At 53.1% G+C, this 17622-nt stretch carries 16 protein-coding genes; all 16 read left to right on the forward strand.

The window, feature by feature from the left end; translation table 11 throughout:
* Positions 1-72: 72 nt before the first annotated feature.
* The gene (locus BN1247_RS01660; protein ID WP_054948831.1) at positions 73-1473 is read left to right on the forward strand and encodes a GTP cyclohydrolase IIa; all 1401 of its coding nucleotides are present in this window, start codon (positions 73-75) and stop codon (positions 1471-1473) included.
* Positions 1474-1696: 223 nt separating this feature from the next.
* Positions 1697-2809 carry a mandelate racemase/muconate lactonizing enzyme family protein gene (locus BN1247_RS01665; protein WP_054948832.1) on the forward strand — a complete coding sequence of 371 codons (1113 nt, stop codon included), beginning with the start codon at positions 1697-1699 and terminating at the stop codon, positions 2807-2809.
* Between the two features lie 55 nt (positions 2810-2864).
* Positions 2865-4289 carry a YfcC family protein gene (locus BN1247_RS01670; RefSeq protein WP_054948833.1) on the forward strand — a complete coding sequence of 475 codons (1425 nt, stop codon included), beginning with the start codon at positions 2865-2867 and terminating at the stop codon, positions 4287-4289.
* Positions 4290-4390: 101 nt separating this feature from the next.
* On the forward strand, positions 4391-5257 hold the full coding sequence (locus BN1247_RS01675) for a M15 family metallopeptidase (RefSeq protein ID WP_054948834.1): 867 nt from the start codon (positions 4391-4393) through the stop codon (positions 5255-5257).
* 575 nt (positions 5258-5832) lie between these two features.
* Positions 5833-7839, forward strand: coding sequence for a sigma 54-interacting transcriptional regulator (locus BN1247_RS01680; RefSeq protein ID WP_054948835.1), 2007 nt, complete (start codon positions 5833-5835; stop codon positions 7837-7839).
* 330 nt (positions 7840-8169) lie between these two features.
* Complete coding sequence (locus BN1247_RS01685) at positions 8170-9174, forward strand: enoyl-CoA hydratase/isomerase family protein (protein WP_222705234.1); 1005 nt, start codon at positions 8170-8172, stop codon at positions 9172-9174.
* 140 nt (positions 9175-9314) lie between these two features.
* Complete coding sequence (locus BN1247_RS01690; RefSeq protein WP_054948837.1) at positions 9315-10184, forward strand: 3-hydroxyacyl-CoA dehydrogenase; 870 nt, start codon at positions 9315-9317, stop codon at positions 10182-10184.
* A 200-nt stretch (positions 10185-10384) separates the two neighbouring features.
* Positions 10385-11161 (forward strand): enoyl-CoA hydratase/isomerase family protein, encoded by a 777-nt coding sequence (locus tag BN1247_RS01695; RefSeq protein WP_054948838.1) that lies wholly within the window; start codon positions 10385-10387, stop codon positions 11159-11161.
* An 8-nt stretch (positions 11162-11169) separates the two neighbouring features.
* On the forward strand, positions 11170-12372 hold the full coding sequence (pcaF, locus tag BN1247_RS01700) for a 3-oxoadipyl-CoA thiolase (RefSeq protein ID WP_054951440.1): 1203 nt from the start codon (positions 11170-11172) through the stop codon (positions 12370-12372).
* 277 nt (positions 12373-12649) lie between these two features.
* A complete protein-coding gene (paaA, locus tag BN1247_RS01705) occupies positions 12650-13624 on the forward strand; it encodes a 1,2-phenylacetyl-CoA epoxidase subunit PaaA (protein WP_054951441.1) in 975 nt (324 codons plus the stop codon).
* Positions 13625-13647: 23 nt separating this feature from the next.
* Entirely contained in the window at positions 13648-13983 is a 336-nt protein-coding gene (locus BN1247_RS01710; RefSeq protein ID WP_054948839.1) for a phenylacetate-CoA oxygenase, read from the forward strand.
* Positions 13973-14773 carry a 1,2-phenylacetyl-CoA epoxidase subunit PaaC gene (gene paaC / locus BN1247_RS01715; protein ID WP_054948840.1) on the forward strand — a complete coding sequence of 267 codons (801 nt, stop codon included), beginning with the start codon at positions 13973-13975 and terminating at the stop codon, positions 14771-14773. The genes BN1247_RS01710 and paaC overlap by 11 nt, the downstream gene beginning before the upstream one ends.
* Before the next feature lie 92 nt (positions 14774-14865).
* Positions 14866-15411, forward strand: coding sequence for a 1,2-phenylacetyl-CoA epoxidase subunit PaaD (paaD, locus tag BN1247_RS01720; protein ID WP_315969582.1), 546 nt, complete (start codon positions 14866-14868; stop codon positions 15409-15411).
* Between the two features lie 154 nt (positions 15412-15565).
* Complete coding sequence (locus BN1247_RS01725) at positions 15566-15877, forward strand: EthD family reductase (protein WP_054948841.1); 312 nt, start codon at positions 15566-15568, stop codon at positions 15875-15877.
* Complete coding sequence (locus tag BN1247_RS01730) at positions 15864-16640, forward strand: enoyl-CoA hydratase/isomerase family protein (RefSeq protein WP_054948842.1); 777 nt, start codon at positions 15864-15866, stop codon at positions 16638-16640. Before BN1247_RS01725 ends, BN1247_RS01730 begins: the two co-directional genes overlap by 14 nt.
* Positions 16641-16785: 145 nt before the next feature.
* Entirely contained in the window at positions 16786-17559 is a 774-nt protein-coding gene (locus tag BN1247_RS01735) for an enoyl-CoA hydratase-related protein (protein ID WP_054948843.1), read from the forward strand.
* The last annotated feature ends 63 nt before the right edge of the window (positions 17560-17622 follow it).

Below are 17622 nucleotides of genomic sequence, written 5' to 3' on the forward strand. Positions count from 1 at the left end.
TGGGCGATTCGAGACAAGTTTTTATCGCGATGGTTGATGACGATGGATTTTTAAATGTAGGAGGAAAAAGGTGTGACGATCAAAATTGCGGCTTTCGGATCGGAACAATTTTTAAATCGGCTAGTAACGTTGGCGGAGAATGTCACGGATCTTACTGTCGTGCCATACGTTTACCGTCATCCGGAAGAGACGCCGCTGATCCTCAAACAAGCGACAGACTGTGATGTGCTTTTATTTACAGGAATGTTGCCTTATTTTTTCGCAAAGCAAACCATTCGAGAAGTGGACATTCCGGCAGTTTCCATTCCGTTTCACGAAACGATGGTCACGTTGTCGCTATTCCACATTTATTACCACAAACGCGTACCGCTTGCAAGAATTTCCATCGATATACCAGACCGACAGTACGTCGATCGCGTGTTGGCTGAACTTGATATACAGGAAACACCCTTACATGTACAAGATTACAAGTGGATTTTTGACGACCGTGCGACAGGGCGATTGTTCGACGTGGATCAGTTTGTGGCCGTCCACGAACGGTTGTGGCAAGCGCACAAAGTGGATGTCGTGCTAACGAGTATCCACGCCGTGTACGACCGACTTAAAGCAAAAGGTGTCGACTGTGTGCGCATGATCGACTCCGAGGAAAACATGATGGCAAGTTTAAAGCGAGCAAAAGCGGTCGGACAGCTAGAAAAAAGTAAACGGGCGCAAATTGCGGTCGGCATCGTCGCGCTCGATCGGACGGCACGTCAGACTGACGACGGTACACAAGCTCATAAAGATACACTAATTAACGACGATATACAATCTCATGACGATACGAAAACTGCCATACATAAAATGCGGCGTGCCCTGGCTCAGTTTGCGAACCGAATGAACGCTTCGGTGCAATATGTCGACGAAGAGAAAGGGAAAATGATGTTGTACAGTACGCGGGGCGGGGTTGAACATGTGACGAACCGCTTTCGCGACATGCGCTTTTTGTACGCGCTAGAGGAAGCGTTGCAAATGACAGTACGTGCCGGGTTCGGCTTCGGGGTGACGGCGAAGGACGCCGAAGAGCACGCGCAAATTGCGCTAGCTCACGCGAGACAGACAGAAGGTATGAGCAGCGCCTTTATCGTGACGGAAGAGCAACTCGTCATCGGGCCACTCAATGTCACACGCGAGGTGGATCGAAAAAAATATCACTTGCGCACCGTAGACAAACACATCCAGCGCATCGCGCAACAGACGCGGTTAAGTGTGTCCAATGTGACGAAAGTGTTAGCGTTCAACCGCGCGCGGGGCGGGGAGCGCTTTACATCCCATCAGTTAGCCGATTATTTAGGCGTCAGCCGGCGGACGGCAGAACGTATCCTAAAAAAGTTACACGAAGAGCGGTTCGTTCACGTCGTCGGGGAGGAGCAACCGTACCAGCACGGCCGACCGCGCGCTGTCTACGAGCTAGCCGATGACACGATGGCTTAAAACGTATGTGCGGCAAGCGAGACTTCAGACAGCAGATTGACCGGGGGAAGTTTTCAGATGAAGTTTTCAGATGGCGACAGCGGCCATGGACAGGATCGCCATGGCCGCATCATTGTCGTTTGATTTTGTATATTGACTTGAGACCAATATTCGCTATATTATAGAAGACAATTAGCGACTATAAAGCGACAACTATTAAACGTATGGGAAGGATGAAGTTGTTTTGCACATTACTGCAGTTAGTATTTTTGGTATCCGCTTACCGTTAAAAATTCCGTTCGTCGTCAGTTATGAGTCGTATGACGTTATGCCGTCGCTCATTGTCAAAGTCGAAACAAACACCGGCTTGTATGGGTACGGAGAAGCCGTTCCCGACGAACACGTTACCGGGGAGACGTGGGAAGGGACGTATGAAGTGATTCGCCACACCCTCGCGCCAGCCGTCCTCGGCAAAAACCCGTTTGACATCGAAAAAATTCACGCGACGATGGACAGCTGCATTTACAGCGCCCCTGCAGCAAAAGCGGCGATCGATATCGCCTGTTACGACTTAATGGGTAAGGCGGTTGGACAACCTGTGTACAATTTAATCGGTGGCCAATACCGCCAGCGGTTGGCGGTGGCGAAAGTGCTCTCCATTCAAGAGCCGCACGAGATGGCGGAAGAAGCGACGGCGGCACTCGCCTCAGGTTACCGGGTGTTAAAATTAAAAGTCGGTACGGACAAAGTGAAAGATATCGCCCGCATTAAGGCGGTACGGCAGGCGGTCGGCACAGATGTCCCGCTGCGCGTCGACGCCAATCAAGGATGGGAAAACAGTGCCGACGCGCTGTACGCGCTCGCGCGCATCAAAGCGTGCGACATTGCATGGATTGAACAGCCGGTCGCCGCGGACGACCTCGATGCGCTCCGCGAAGTGAAACAGCAGACGACGGTGCCGGTAATGGTCGACGAAGGGGTGCGCGGCTCGCGCGACATGCGGGAAGTGATCGCGAAGCGCGCCGCAGACAAAGTGAACATTAAGTTGATGAAGTGTGGCGGCATTTTTCGGGCCGTACAGCTGACACACCAAGCGGAAATGGCCGGGATGACGTGCCAAATCGGATCGATGGTCGAGTCTTCGATCGGTTCAGCGGCTGGCTTGCACGTGGCGACTGCGAAGAAAAATATTCGCAGCAGTGAGTTAACCGGGCCGCTTCTGTTTAGTCGCGACGTCGGCAATTTGACGTACGAGCTTCCATACGTGCAAATGCGGGAAAAGCCGGGCTTAGGCGTGGATGTTGACAAGGGTGTGTTGGATGAGTTAACAGTGATGCGTGCGACAGTGGGTAGCTAAGCGAATCGTTTTAAGCGAATAGTCTAGAACCAACCAATAAGATCGAGGTGACGTTATGCAAACGACTGCGCAAACTAAACAGGCAACTACAAAAAAGAGATTCAAAATTCCGCACACGTATGCGATTTTGTTCATCATTATTGTGTTAGCGACGGTCGCGACGTATGTCGTTCCCGCCGGTGAATACGAGCGGGTTGAAGAAGATGGCAAAACAGTCGTCGTCGGCGATAGCTACCACGCGGTGGACAGTTCCCCTGTCGGCTTGTTTGACTTGTTTAAAGCGATTCCACAAGGGATGGAAAAAGGGGCAACGATTATTTTTTACATTTTTCTCGTCGGTGGGGCTTTCGGTATTATTCGGGAAACGGGGGCCATCGAAGCGGGAATTCAAAAAGCTGTCCACCGCTTGGAGAATCGGGAGAAGTTACTCATTCCGGCGACGATGTTCGTCTTTTCGATTGGTGGCGCCACGATGGGGATGTCCGAGGAGTCGATCATTTTTGTGCCGATTGGGATCGCTGTCGCACGGGCGATGGGGTTTGATGCAGTGACCGGCACGGCGATGGTCAGCTTAGGGGCTGCGAGCGGATTTATCGGCGGGATGATGAATCCGTTTACTGTCGGCGTGGCTCAATCGATCGCTGAAGTGCAGCTTTTTTCCGGGATCGGCTTCCGTTTTTGTGCCTATATCGTTTTTTTATCGTTCGGCATGTGGTACGTGACGCGTTATGCAATTAAGGTGAAACAGAACCCGTCGCGGAGCGTTGTTTACGACATCGAACAGGCCTATAGAAGCGAGCGGGAAACGAGTACCGCTACAGCAGTTGCCACTAAGCTCAATTATCGCCACATCGGCGTATTTTTGGTGATCGTTGCCGGTTTGGCCTTTAACATGTACGGAGTGTTTGAGTGGGATTGGTTTTTGACGGAGTTGACCGCTTCTTTCATTATAATGGGCTTCGTGTCGGGACTCATCGGCGGCCTCGGCGTCAACCGTCTGTTTGAGTCTTTCGTCAGCGGGATGCGTCTCGTGGCATTCGGCGCCTTAATTGTCGGCTTCGCGCGAGCGATTCTCGTTGTATTGGAGCAAGGGAATATTATCGATACGATTGTGTACTCGCTCGCTTCGACAATTAGTCATCTACCGGGGACACTTAACGTGATCGGCATGTACGTCGTACAGACGCTGATTAACTTTTTCATCCCTTCCGGTAGTGGGCAGGCGGCAACGACGATGCCGATCATGACCCCACTCGCAGACTTGCTCAACATTGAGCGCCAAGTGGCCGTATTAGCGTTTCAGTACGGCGATGCGATTACGAACTCGATTATTCCAACCTCGGCGGCGTTAATGGGCTATTTGGCCGTTGCCGGAATTCCGTATGAGCGCTGGGTAAAGTTCGTGTGGAAGTTAATTGCTGGTTGGATCGGGATCGCGACGGTGTTTCTCGTGGCGGCTGTTTTGCTCGGCCTATCGTAAGCCGTTGTCAGTTCCTCCGTGTCATGGTATTCTTATTGAGGTAGTTTCCATATTTTGTGGAGAAACAGAAAGATACTTTTGAGAGGGGAAGTTGCTAGTTTATGAGTAAGTTACGTCGCATCGCGTTGACAGCATTGTGCTGCTGTGCGGTCGTCGGGATGACTGCGTGCAATACCGATTCCGAGACGAAAGGTGGAGACGGTGGCAAAGCGGCGCAAGCGAATGAAAAAAGCGGGCAAACTGCCAAGGGGACAAAACAAGATAAAAACAACGGCGCCATAAAAGGCGATAACGAAGACAAAGCGAACGAAGGTAAGCAGCAAGAGGCAAGCGGTCGCGGAGGGAAGAGTGCGGATTACCTTGCGGAGACCATCGATAAAGACGGCGTCGTCACGAACCCTGACGACTTGTTGGTCGTGATGAACAAGAAGCGCAGCCTCCCGGCAGACTACGAGCCGAAAGACCTCGTCGTCCCGAATGTGCGTTTTCCGTTCGAGGAAGACTTGCCGCAGAAAAAAATGCGCGCCGAAGCAGCAAAAGCTTTGGAAAAACTTTTTGCAGCGGCTGAGAAAGACGGGATCGCCCTATTCGCTGTCTCGGGGTATCGGTCATACGAATACCAAGAGTCTATTTTCGCTTTTAACGTCGAGCAAAAAGGAGAAGAAGAGGCCAACCGCGTCAGTGCGCGTCCCGGGCAAAGTGAACACCAGACCGGATTGACGATGGACGTGTCGTCGGAATCGGCCGGTTTTGACTTGATCGAGGCGTTCGGTGAAACGCCAGAAGGAAAATGGATTGCCGAAAACGCGGCTGATTTCGGTTTTATTTTGCGCTACCCGAAAGGGAAAGAAGACATTACGGGGTATGTGTATGAACCGTGGCACCTTCGCTACGTCGGCAACAAAGAAGTGGCAAAAGAAGTGATGAGCGAAGGGTTGACGTTGGAGGAGTATTTTTCGGGAGAGTAACGATTTCTGACGGGAATGAAAGTACTTGTTATCGGTTGTGGTCGGAACGATCGGAGCGAGTAGGTGAATAGTTCCCGTTTACTGATAGCGAGCGGGGAAGTTGACGCGGACGATTCCCAGTGAGGGAAGTCGTCCGCGTTTGTATATGTGCTTAGGAAGTAGGAAGTGTCGTTGCTGGTGTGACTGGGCGTGGTGTAACGATTTTTTGTTAGAAGGGAAGATGTGATCATGCCCTTTTTTTATTGCAAAAAAGACGAAAAATAGGCTATAATCCCGGTAATTAATGTAATTTTATCTTAGCAATACAGGGGAGCTAACAATTGTGAAGAAATGATTTTGACTCTTATAAGGCTACGATTTATGTGATTAGAAACGACGGCATGGTTGATCAGTCCAATAGGCTTTGAACAATCACCTTCACAGTCATTCTAGCGCTTCAGATACAGCTATATTCTAATACACTTAACTCGATCGTTAACTTCACGATGCATCTGCTTTTCGGAAAATAAACATTGTAGTCAACGATACGCTATAATAGCATTACGATGATGATAGATTACAGCGGGGGATTTTGTGTGAAAACGAAGATCGGAGTCATTTCGCCCTCTCCACAGTTTACGGCGCTTGCTCGGAAGGTGTCGGCGCAGCTCGGCATATCCGTGTTAATCGAGGAGGGGGCGCTAACGCGTGGCCTAACGCGCGCAAAAAAAATGATTGCCGTAGACGACGTCAACACGATCGTCGCACGCGGTAGCACGGCGACGCTGTTAAAAGAACATCTCGACATTCCCGTCGTCAAAGTAAACGTCACAAACTTCGACCTATTGAAAGCGCTACGCCAGGCGAAGAAAGACGCGGACGAAGTCGTGTTGCTCGACCACGTCAGCCACTGCCACTTGTACGATTTGCCCTTTATCGAAGAATTGCTTTCCATGCGCATCGTGCACGAGTCGTTTCACGATGAAAAAGAGATCGTATACATCATTAAACAGCTGGCGCTCGATCAGGCGAAAGATATGATTGTCGGGACGGCGCAATGTTTGGCCAACACGGCAATCAACCGAGGCATTCGCTCCCTCGTCGTTCCTTCTTCGCCGGAGGCGATCGTGGAGGCGTTACAGCGTGCTCAGGAGATATCTGCTGTTTACGAGGAAGAAAAATTGCGGCAGCACCATTTGGAAACGATCATCTCCTATGTGTTTGACGGTGTCATCGCTACCGACCAAGCCGGAAAGGTGACGGTGTTTAATGACTTAGCGGCAAAAATGCTCGGTGTACACCGGGAAAGTGTGCGCGGCGAGTACCTCCACAACGCACAATTTCCACAAATAAAGAAGTTGTTAGGCGATGGTTCGGAAGCGCGGGAGAAAATTGTGTCGTTAGGTCGCAGTCAATTAGTCGTCAATCGGATCAAGCTAAAAGGGCAAGGTGACAGTGCGGTCATTACGTTCCAAGAAGTGGACGAGGTGATGCAGCAAAACGCCATTTTGCGGAGTGAACTGTACAAACGGCGGTTTTACGCTAAGTATACGTTTGACGACATTCGCTGTGCGAGCGGGGCGATGCAAGGTGTGATCGCGATGGCAAAAAAATATGCGCAAAGCGACAGTAACGTGCTCGTCACCGGTGAAAGTGGCACCGGAAAAGAGCTGATGGCGCAAAGCATCCACAGTGCGAGTGCCCGCCAGGCCAAGCCGTTCATCGCTGTCAACTGTGCGGCCCTTCCCGAAAACCTACTAGAGAGTGAACTGTTTGGCTATGAGGAGGGGGCATTTACCGGGGCAAAAAAAGGTGGCAAACCAGGTCTGTTCGAGATGGCGCACGGCGGTACCGTCTTTTTGGATGAAATCGGCGATTTGCCGCTCGCCCTCCAAGCGCGTTTGTTACGCGTGTTGCAAGAAAAAGAAGTGATGCGTATCGGCGGCGACCGCATCGTCCCGGTTGACGTGCGCGTCATCTCGGCGACGAATAAAGATCTTATCGAAAGTATGCAGCAGGGTAACTTTCGTGTTGACCTGTTTTACCGACTCAACATTTTACAAATTCATGTGCCGCCGCTACGCGAGCGCAAGGACGACATTCCGCTACTCGTGCAGCAATTTCTCGCTAAAAATGGGGCTCAAGGCGATGTCGTCGACGAAAAGCTTATGCAGGTGTTTACGCGCTACGATTGGCCGGGGAACGTACGGGAGCTGGAAAACGTCGTCGAGCGACTCGTCGCACTAGACGGGACGGCGGTGCCGGACATGGAGAAGATGTTGTTTCCCTGGGAGATCGCCCTGACGGAAGGACGGGTAAGTAACGGAATAGCGACCGAGGAACGGGTGAGCAAAGAAATAGCGCGTGAAGAACGGGCGAGAGAGGATGGTGCGGAAAGTGAATACCCGGGACGTGAGCGGGGAGTATCGGAGAAACCGATGAATGCCGAAGAGATTACAGTAAAAATCGGCACGCTTAAGGAGATGGAGCAGCAAATCATTCGCCATTTGGTCGCGCGGTTCGGACAAAACCGGCAAGTGCTAGCCGATCAACTGGGGATCAGCCGCACGACGTTGTGGAAGAAAGTAAAGACGAACGCCTGAGCGTAGCAGTGTAATCGTCGCACCACCTCAAAAAACGCCTAGGTTCATCTGCTACTGTATCCTGTGAACCATAAATCATTAGGTTCACAACTTAACTATCATGTTTAAATATTAAACAATCTATGTTTAAAAATCGAACAATGCCTTGTCGTTCCGATCTTCCGTCCGTTGTGAACAGCGGCGCGTTGTTCACTGTAGCGCTTTATTCGCCTATACCGCTATATACATGAAAAACCTTACAGTGTACGAAGCTTTGCCATCTCTCCTTACTGGAGATGGGGGAGCTTCTTTTTTTGTACGTGCACTTATTTGTGGCAGTTGGCACAGTTGTTGCTTATTGAGAAAGGGGGAATGGACAAAACAGTTTTGGAGGGAGCGCAGGTGGATCATTATTTGCAACCGACACGGCCACACTTTCAATACGTGACCTATGAAAAAAACGCTCACATCTGCACGATTACAATCAACCGACCGGAAGTGTACAATTGCTTAAACTTCCACACGTTGCGGGAAATGACGCGCGCCTTTGAATTGGCGTCGTGGGACGACGACATCGGAGTCGTCGTATTGACCGGTGCGGGGGACAAGGCGTTTTGCACGGGCGCTGACTTGAAGGAGCAAAACAACGAAGTGATCGATCGCCCGCGCAACTACTGGAAATGGATGGGTGCCTTCATCGAGGCGCACGAGAAGTTGTTAAACATCGGCAAGCCGACGATTGCCCGTTTGAACGGCATCGTCGTCGGCGGAGGCAACGAGTTTAACATGAACTGTGATTTGGCGATTATGGCAGACCACGGGTACATCCAGCAAGTGGGCAATTCCCACGGCAGCGTCGCCGCGGGTGGGGCGACGCAGTGGCTACCGATTACGGTCGGCGACCGGCGGGCGCGGGAAATTTTGTGGCTTAACGAAGAAATTAGCCCACAGCAGGCACTCGACTGGGGACTCGTGAACGAAGTCGTCCCGCTGAATGAACTCGATCAAGCGGTGCAGCGTATGGCGGAAAAGCTGCTCAATAAGCTGCCCGAGTGTATGCGCTATACGAAGGAACAGACCAACTTCTGGAAAAAGTTTTCCTTAAACATGACCGTCGGCCATGCGCGCGACTGGCTCACTGTGCACAGTGGTGCCTATGAGACGTATGAAGCGATGCGCGCGTTTAACGAGAAGCGGAAGCCGGACTATGCCGCCCTGCGCCAGCGGATGGCGACAGGTGGCTCCTATGAACACTTGTGGGGGGCGCCAATGCTCGACTGCCAGCAGTGTGGGGCGAAAGATTTACCGGAGCACTTCACCCATTGCGGTGTGTGCGGGGCACCGCTAGCTAAGTAGACAGTTCTTCACTATGCTGACAGATCGCTTTCGTTGCGTTGGCGGAGATGCTAATCACGCGGATCCCGCCAATACGGAATAACATTGTTGCGCAAAAGTGGCAGATTGTTAAACGAAACGAGAAACGGAGGCTAAATTGAATGAAAGACGTTAAACAGTTATTAATCGTCGGCTCCGGCGTTATGGGGCGGGGGATTGCATACGCCAGTGCGCTGGGCTGTTTTCAGACGACGGTGCAAGACGTGTCCGAGAAGGCACTTAAAAAGGCGCAAGCAGAAATCGAGCGGTATGCGGCAAACGGCGTGTCGCGCGGGAAAATGACGGCGGAAGAAGCAGAACAACTCAAAGCGCGCATAGCGTATACGCGCGACTTGGCAGAGAGTGCCGCAGCAGCCGACTTTGTTATTGAAGCAGTGCCGGAAGTGATTGACATTAAGCGCGATGTGTTTGAGACGTTAGATGCGCATGCGCGTCCAGAAGTCATCTTGGCGACGAACACGTCGACGATGAGCCCGACGGAAATTGGCTCTTTCACGAAGCGCCCGGAGCGCGTCATTGCGATGCACTTTTTTAACCCGGTGCCGAAGATGAAACTGGTGGAAATTATTCGCGGTCTGGAAACGAGCGATGACACGAGTGCCGTCGTTAAGCAGGTCGCTGAAGCGATGCAAAAAGAAACAGTCGTCGTGAACGAATTTCCCGGGTTTGTGACGAGCCGCGTAAGCGCCTTAGTCGGTAACGAGGCGTTCCACATGTTGATGGAAGGCGTCGGCACACCGGAAGAGATCGACAAAGCGATCGAACTCGGACTGAACTATCCGATGGGGCCGTTTAAGCTGGGCGACCTCGTCGGGTTGGACACGCGGCTTAATAACTTACAGTACTTGCACGAGACGCTCGGGGAGCGCTTCCGCCCGAGTCCGCTACTCGTGAAATATGTCAAAGCGGGTCGTTTAGGGCGGAAGACGGGGAAAGGTGTTTACGACTATACAAAGCAGGAAGAGGGGTAGGGCAAACTGGATCGGCAGGAGAGAGCCATCGCGGGAGTCGTGCGGGGGCACACGAGAACACGTACCGTGTGATCACGCGCCCCCTACTGTGTACGCCCACTGCACGACGCACCATCGACACGAGTGAATGTATACGGAGTGCAGATTAAGTGGCAAAGCAAAAAGCAAATTGAAGGAAATCGATTGAGGAGGAGACGCCAATGACTTTTAACTATTTAAGAGTTGACATAAAAGATTGGATCGCGACGGTGACGATTAACCGTCCGGAAAAAAACAATGCGATGAACCCGGACAGCTGGGCCGAACTAGGGGAGGCGATTAAGCAACTAAACGCAGCCGACGATGTGCGGGTCATCGTCATTACCGGTGCCGGAGAAAAAGCATTCGTCGCCGGAGCCGACATTCAGTGGCTACACGAACGAAAGCCACTCGACATTTACGGACTCGCGGTGCAGGATGTGCTGCAAAGTGTGTTTCGTTCGTACAAGCCCGTCATCGCGGCGGTTAACGGCTACGCCTTAGGCGGTGGCTGTGAACTCGCCCTCGCCTGCGACATTCGCCTTGCGAGTGACAATGCGAAAATGGGGCAGACGGAAATTAAATTAGGTATTTTACCAGCGGGCGGCGGCACACAGCAACTGACGAAAATTGTCGGTTTGGCCAAAGCGAAGGAACTGATCTTGACCGGGGATATCGTCGACGCGGCAGAGGCAAAGGCGCTCGGTTTGGTCAACCACGTGTATCCGCAAGAGGAATTAATGGATCGCGTGTACGAGTTTGCGCAAAAAATCGCTAGCCGACCGCCCGTGGCGGTGCGCATGGCGAAAATTGCCTTAAACGAAAGTGCCACTGCCGATTTGGCGAGTGGTCTCGCCTTGGAAAAGTCGTTGCAGGCTTATCTTTTCAGTACAGCAGATAAACAGGAAGGTACGAAAGCGTTTTTAGAAAAAAGAAAACCGAACTTTACGGGAGAGTGACACACATGATGCGGAAGGAAGTTGTCATTGTCGACGCGGTGCGGACGCCGATCGGCCGCTACCGGGGGGCGCTGAAAAGCGTACGGCCAGACGATTTGGCGGCGCTCGTCATCCGCGAGCTGCTGAAGCGCCAGCCGGAGGTAGAGCCGGCAGACGTGGAAGATGTCATTTTTGGCTGTGCGAACCAGGCGGGAGAAGATAACCGCAACGTGGCGCGCATGGCGGGACTGTTAGCTGGGTTACCACTTGCAACGGGGGGCGTTACCGTCAATCGGCTGTGCGGATCGGGCCTCGACGCCGTCAACCAAGCGTATCGCGCGCTCGCGCTCGGCGAAGGTGACGTGTATATCGGCGGTGGCACGGAAAGTATGACGCGGGCGCCCTTCGTCATGGGAAAGGCGGAAGCGGCCTTTCCGCGCGGCGATGCACACCTATTTGACACGACGATCGGTTGGCGCTTCATTAACCCGCGCTTGGCGGACATGTACGGCACGTTGAGCATGCCGGAGACGGCGGAGGAAGTGGCGCAGCGGTTTGGCGTGTCCCGGGAAGCACAAGATCAGTTCGCCTTCGCCAGTCAGCAAAAAACGGCCCGGGCGATGGCGAGTGGTCGCTTTGCCGACGAAATCGTCCCGGTCGAAATTCGCGACCGCAAAGGCGAAGTGCGTGTCGTCGACGAAGACGAGCACCCGCGTCCCGAGACGACGCTAGAAAAGCTCGCGTCGTTAAAACCGCTCTTTCCGGATGGGACAGTGACGGCGGGGAACGCCTCAGGCATTAACGACGGGGCATCTGCCGTGTTGCTCATGACGGAACAAAAAGCAGCAGCGCTAGGCGTGAAGCCGCTTGCCCGCATCGTGACGACAGCGGTGCAAGGGATAGAACCGAACATCATGGGGTTAGGTCCGGTCGGAGCGACGCGTAAGGCGTTAGCTCGCGCCGGGTTGACGGTGGACGACCTCGGGTTGGTCGAACTGAACGAGGCGTTTGCCTCCCAGTCTCTCGCTTGCATCGAACAGTTGGAACTAAATTCAGAGAAGGTGAATGTGAACGGCGGGGCGATTGCCCTCGGTCACCCGCTCGGCGCCAGCGGGGCGCGCCTATTGACGACACTCGTGCACGAAATGAAGAAGCAGGGCGTTCGCTACGGGTTGGCGACGATGTGTATCGGCGTCGGCCAAGGCATTGCGACGATTGTGGAAAAAGTGTAGCCGTAGCGTGGGGTATACGTATGTCTATCGTTAGTATACGCTGGTTTCCGCGGATCCCCTACAAGGGCTTCAGTGATCGGCAGCAATGGCCAAGGCCATCGCGCAATCGCGTATAACTAACGGCACGAGGGAATACACCTTTATTTGCAAGGGATACAGTGTATTCCCTCTTTTGCTGAACGAGATAAAGTTCTGTATTGCAATCTATATAACGTTATAATATAATAACGTTAAAATAACGTCATATATTTTAAGGTGGTGTTAGACGGTGGCACAAGTGACACAAGCGGCACAAGTGGCAGAAGTGCCGTTGACGACAGAAGAAAAAAAGGCGCAGTTTTTGGCGCGTATTGACCGCGGCGAAAAAATCGAAGCGAACGATTGGATGCCCGACGACTACAGGCAGGCACTCATCCGGTTGATCGCCATGCACGGCATTAGCGAAATTATGGGAGCGTTTCCGGAGAAAGAGTGGGTGCCGAAGGCGCCGACGTTGCACCGCAAACTCGCGATTATGGCGAAGGTGCAAGATGAGATGGGGCACGGGCAACTGCTCATCCGCGTGGCGGAAGACTTGATGAGGCCGCTCGGGAAAACGCGAGAACACATTATGCAAGATTTGTTCGCCAAAAGGCAGCGGTTTCACAACGTGTTCCATATGGAGGCGCCGACATGGGCCGATGCGGCAGTGATCGCGTGGCTCGTCGACGGGGCAGCGATTCTCACCCAGACGATGTTACTTGAAGGGTCTTACGCACCGTATGCCCGCGCACTGAAGCGCGTTGTGCAAGAAGAGTCGTTTCACGCCAAACACGGGGAAAGCCTCGTCTTAGCGTTGGCGGAAGGGAATGAGGAACAGCGAGCCATGCTACAAGAGTCGATCAACCGCTGGTGGGAACCGTTGTTAATGTTTTTCGGACCAGCCTCGAAAAAAGAAGTCGGGACGACGCACCAAGACATTAACACCCGCTACAAACTGCGCAGTAAGTCCAATGAAGAGCTAAGGCAGGAGTTTTTGTCGAAGTATGTCCCCCACATTTGGCAAATGGGGATGACCGTTCCTGACGAGGCTCTCCGTTACGACGAGAAAGAAGGCGCTTGGCATTACGCGCAGCCGGATTGGGGAAAATTCCGGCAAATCATCGACGGCAATGGCCCGTGTTCTGAAGAGAGAATCCGCCTGCGGCAAGCGTCTTACGAATACAACTGCTGGGTGCGGGAGGCACTCGGAGCGGAAGCAGACGTCAGTTGAGTGAGTGGAAAGGAGTAGTCGCGATGAGCACAAACGCAGAGAAGTTTTACGAGGTGTTCGAAGTGTTTGCACGCCGCGAGCCGACAGCCCCGATGCGTCATTATTTTAGTTTATTGGCACCGAACCACGATATGGCTGTCGTGATGGCGAAGGAAAACTTTTTTCGCCGCGAAAAGATTTTCGACATTTGGGTCGTCAAACGTAGGGACATCCGCATGTTGACGGAAGAGGAACGGCACATGTTGCCACGTTTGGACAAGCGGTACCGCGAGGCGGGCGGTTACTCGGGCCATGCGAAGCGGTGGCGGGCACTCGCAGCAGAGACGGCGGGCGAAGGAGGTCAGAAGAATGGGAGCTAATTTAACGGAAGCGACGGCGCTTACCGACTTGCTGTTCCAGTTAGCCGACGACGACTTTATTAACGCGTACCGCGGCTCGGAATGGCTCGGATTAGCCCCGCACATTGAAGAAGACGTGGCGCTTTCGTCAATTAGTCAAGACACGATGGGGCACGCCGCACTTTATTACGGCTTGCTGGAGAAGTTGGGGCTCGGGAACGCCGACGATCTTAGCCACTTGCGAGAGGAGGCTCAGTTCAAGAACGCGATCGTGTTGGAGTGGAAAAACGGGCCGGGGAAGTACAACGACCAGCCCCAGTACGACTGGGCATTAACCGTCGTTAGGCAGCTTATGTACAACATCGTAAAAAAGATAAGGCTTCGCGCATTGCGACAATCGTCGTACGAACCGCTCGTACACGCAGCAGTGAAAATAGCGACGGAGCATACGTACCATCTGATGCATTGGGAATTGTGGTTTAAGCAGTTGATGACGAGCACGCGTCAGGCGCGCCAGCGCATGGAACAAGCTCTTGCCCGCGTCTGGCCTGAAGTCGGCGGCCTGTTGACCCTCGGGCCAAAAGGCGAGGAGATGGTGAGCGCCGGGCTAATCGAGAGCGAAGCAATGATGAAACAGCGCTTTATGAAGGAAATCGAGGCAGTTTTTAGTAACGTCAACTATACGCCCGACGGCGAACCGGGCTTCTCTTCCGGAGACGGGCGCCGTGGGGAGCATACAGACGATTTAACGGAGGCGTTACAAACACTTTCGGAAGTGTATCGCATCCGTCCACTAGCGGCGAGTTGGTAATGGGAGTCGAATCGTCTGCGTATTAATAGTGACGATCACTGCTGGAATTGTCACGACACGATAAAAGTCGGCTATTAAAGGGGGTGGTCGCGGTGACCGTGCAACAGCCAGCTGGAAACATGGCGATGAAAGCCACTGTAGAAAAAGCTATTGCGGAAAAAGTCGGCGAGTCACTTAACGACGTGAAAGACCCGGAGATCCCTTCCGTCAGTATCGCTGAGCTCGGGATGGTTCACCGTGTCGACGTGCGGGACGGTGTCGCCTATGTCGAACTACTACCGACGTTTAGCGGTTGCCCCGCGTTAGGGATCATCGAGCAAGATGTGAAAGATGCCGTCGGTTGCGTCGACGGGGTGTGCGATGTCACTGTGCGCTTCGTGTTCCACCCGCCGTGGACGACGGACCGCATTACCCCGGAGGGACGGGAAAACCTGAAAGCGTACGGCATTTCTCCCCCGACGGCTACGCAGCGAGAAGGGGAACCGTGGACCGTCGACTGTCCGTACTGCGGTTCACCGTACACGACGCTGGAAAACATTTTCGGTCCGACCGCCTGTCGCAGTTTGCTCTACTGCACAAATTGCAAAAATCCGTTTGAAGCGATGAAACCGGTCGCAACTTGGCATGCACACAAATAAGGATTGTCACGCATCAAGACTAGCATGCACTCAAATAAGGATTGGCACGGATCAAGTATTGTCATGCACTCATTGGGACTCATCAAGTATTGACCCGCGCGAATAGATCGGAATAGGCATTGCAAGTACTCAAAATGAGGAGAGGATGGTTGAAATGGTAAAATTGATTGCCCTGTACAAACAGCCGGAGGACAAGGAAGCGTTTGACAAGCACTATTACGGCCCACACACGGAGGTCACGAAGAAAATTCCTGGCCTGCGCAAAATGAAAGTGACGAAAGTGATCGGCTCGCCAATGGGAAAAAGCGACTATTATTTGATGTGTGAAATGTATTACGACAGCCTTGAAGCGTTTAAGGAAGCAATGAAGACAGACGAGGCAAAAGCATCGGGCAAAGACCTCATGTCCTTCGCCGGAAATCTGGTCACGTTGATGATCGGGGAAGAAGTCGATGACGAAGCCTAACTTTATTAAAACGTCGGTAGATGGCGGGATCGGGCGGGTTGTCCTTAACCGCCCGGAAGTGCTCAACGCGCTCAACCGGGGGATGGTGACGGAAATTGTCACTGCGTTGGAAGCGTTTGACCAGAATGACGACGTGCGCGTCATTGTGCTGTCGGGAGAAGGACGCGCCTTTGCCGCCGGGGCAGACATCGCGGAGATGGCGGCGGAGGATCCGCTCGATTTGGAACTGGCCGATCCGTTTGCGGTGTGGGACCGCATCGGCAAGGTGAAAAAGCCGCTCATTGCCGCAGTGCACGGTTTAGCTTACGGCGGCGGCTTTGAACTCGCCTTAGCATGTGACCTCATTTTTGCTGCACACGACGCCAAATTTGCTTTTCCGGAAGTGAAGCTCGGCGTCATGCCCGGCGCCGGAGGAACGCAGCGGTTAACGAAAGTGATGGGTAAAGCGAAAGCGTTGGAATGGCTCTGGTTAGGTGAACCGATGTCTGCAAAAGAGGCGTGTCATTTCGGGGTCGTCACTCGTGTCGTCGCGGCCGAAGGGCTCATGGACGAAGTGCACGACTTTGTCCGCCGTTTAACGCAGCAAGCGCCTTTGTCGTTACGCTTAATTAAGGAAGCGGTACATAAGGCGATCGACTACCCCCTCGACGAAGGGATGCAGTTTGAACGGAAAAACTTTTACCTCCTCTTTGCTTCTGCGGATCAAAAGGAAGGCATGCGCGCCTTTCTCGAGAAGCGCAAGCCGCTGTTTAAAGGGGAATGAGCCGGTTAACGTTAGCTTCCTCCTCCGCAGCGGTACGATTTTTTTAAAATGGGCATCTTGCAGGAAAAGAGGGAGAGGATGATAGAGGCGTTGAAGGGGAGCAGATAGCAGTTCGTGAAATGGAAAAGAGGGAGGGGGGAATAACATGTTTGCAACGATCCGCTATACGGTCGATAACAACGTTGCCTGGATCGCGCTTAACCGTCCGGAGACGTTGAATGCGTTCACGGCCGAGATGAATCGCGAGATGACGGCAGCACTAAAACAGGCGGGTAAAGACAGAACGGTACGCGGCGTCGTCCTTACGGGTGAAGGGCGAGGGTTTTGTTCGGGCCAAGACCTCGCCGACGTGCAAGATGTGGACGATTATGCCGTCGTGTTGCGCGAGCGATACAACCCGATGATGACGGCGCTGGCGGCTCTAGAGAAACCCGTCGTCGCCGCCGTCAACGGAACGGCGGCAGGGGCGGGCATGAGTCTCGCACTCGCCTGTGATTTTCGCTTGCTGTCGGAACGAGCGAGCTTTATTAACGCGTTTATTCACGTTGGGCTCATCCCCGATTCGGGCAACCTGTACTACTTGACCCGATTAGTCGGACAGGCGAAGGCACTTGAGTTAGCAATGCTCGGCGAGAAGGTGAACGCGGAAGAAGCGCTGGCATTGGGGCTCGCGACGCGCGTCGTCCCTGCCGAAACGTGGGAAGCGGACGTACGTGCATTTGCGGAGCGACTGGCGAGGATGCCGACTAAAGCACTCGGCCTCATTAAGCGCTATGTGCGGCTAAGTTGGGAATCCGATTTCACGGAAATGCTCGTTCATGAAGCAGAGGCACAGCGCATTGCCGGACGCTCGGCTGATCACAAGGAAGGCATCCAAGCGTTTCTGGAAAAGCGCAAGCCGCAGTTTAGCGGCAACTAGCTTTTTTCAGTAAAGATTTTGTAGAGGACGTAGTAAAAGACTTATAGGTTACGAGAATAGTTG

The organism is Numidum massiliense (assembly GCF_001375555.1).
Taxonomy (GTDB): Bacteria; Bacillota; Bacilli; order Thermoactinomycetales; family Novibacillaceae; genus Numidum; species Numidum massiliense.

Bases quoted from the DNA above. Each gene is read 5' to 3' on its own strand.
- BN1247_RS01670 (WP_054948833.1), top strand. From the start codon at position 2,865: ATGCAAACGACTGCGCAAACTAAACAGGCAACTACAAAAAAGAGATTC.
- BN1247_RS01675 (WP_054948834.1), top strand. From the start codon at position 4,391: ATGAGTAAGTTACGTCGCATCGCGTTGACAGCATTGTGCTGCTGTGCG.
- BN1247_RS01690 (WP_054948837.1), top strand. From the start codon at position 9,315: ATGAAAGACGTTAAACAGTTATTAATCGTCGGCTCCGGCGTTATGGGG.
- BN1247_RS01695 (WP_054948838.1), top strand. From the start codon at position 10,385: ATGACTTTTAACTATTTAAGAGTTGACATAAAAGATTGGATCGCGACG.
- pcaF (WP_054951440.1), top strand. From the start codon at position 11,170: ATGCGGAAGGAAGTTGTCATTGTCGACGCGGTGCGGACGCCGATCGGC.
- BN1247_RS01710 (WP_054948839.1), top strand. From the start codon at position 13,648: ATGAGCACAAACGCAGAGAAGTTTTACGAGGTGTTCGAAGTGTTTGCA.
- paaC (WP_054948840.1), top strand. From the start codon at position 13,973: ATGGGAGCTAATTTAACGGAAGCGACGGCGCTTACCGACTTGCTGTTC.
- BN1247_RS01725 (WP_054948841.1), top strand. From the start codon at position 15,566: ATGGTAAAATTGATTGCCCTGTACAAACAGCCGGAGGACAAGGAAGCG.
- BN1247_RS01730 (WP_054948842.1), top strand. From the start codon at position 15,864: ATGACGAAGCCTAACTTTATTAAAACGTCGGTAGATGGCGGGATCGGG.
- BN1247_RS01735 (WP_054948843.1), top strand. From the start codon at position 16,786: ATGTTTGCAACGATCCGCTATACGGTCGATAACAACGTTGCCTGGATC.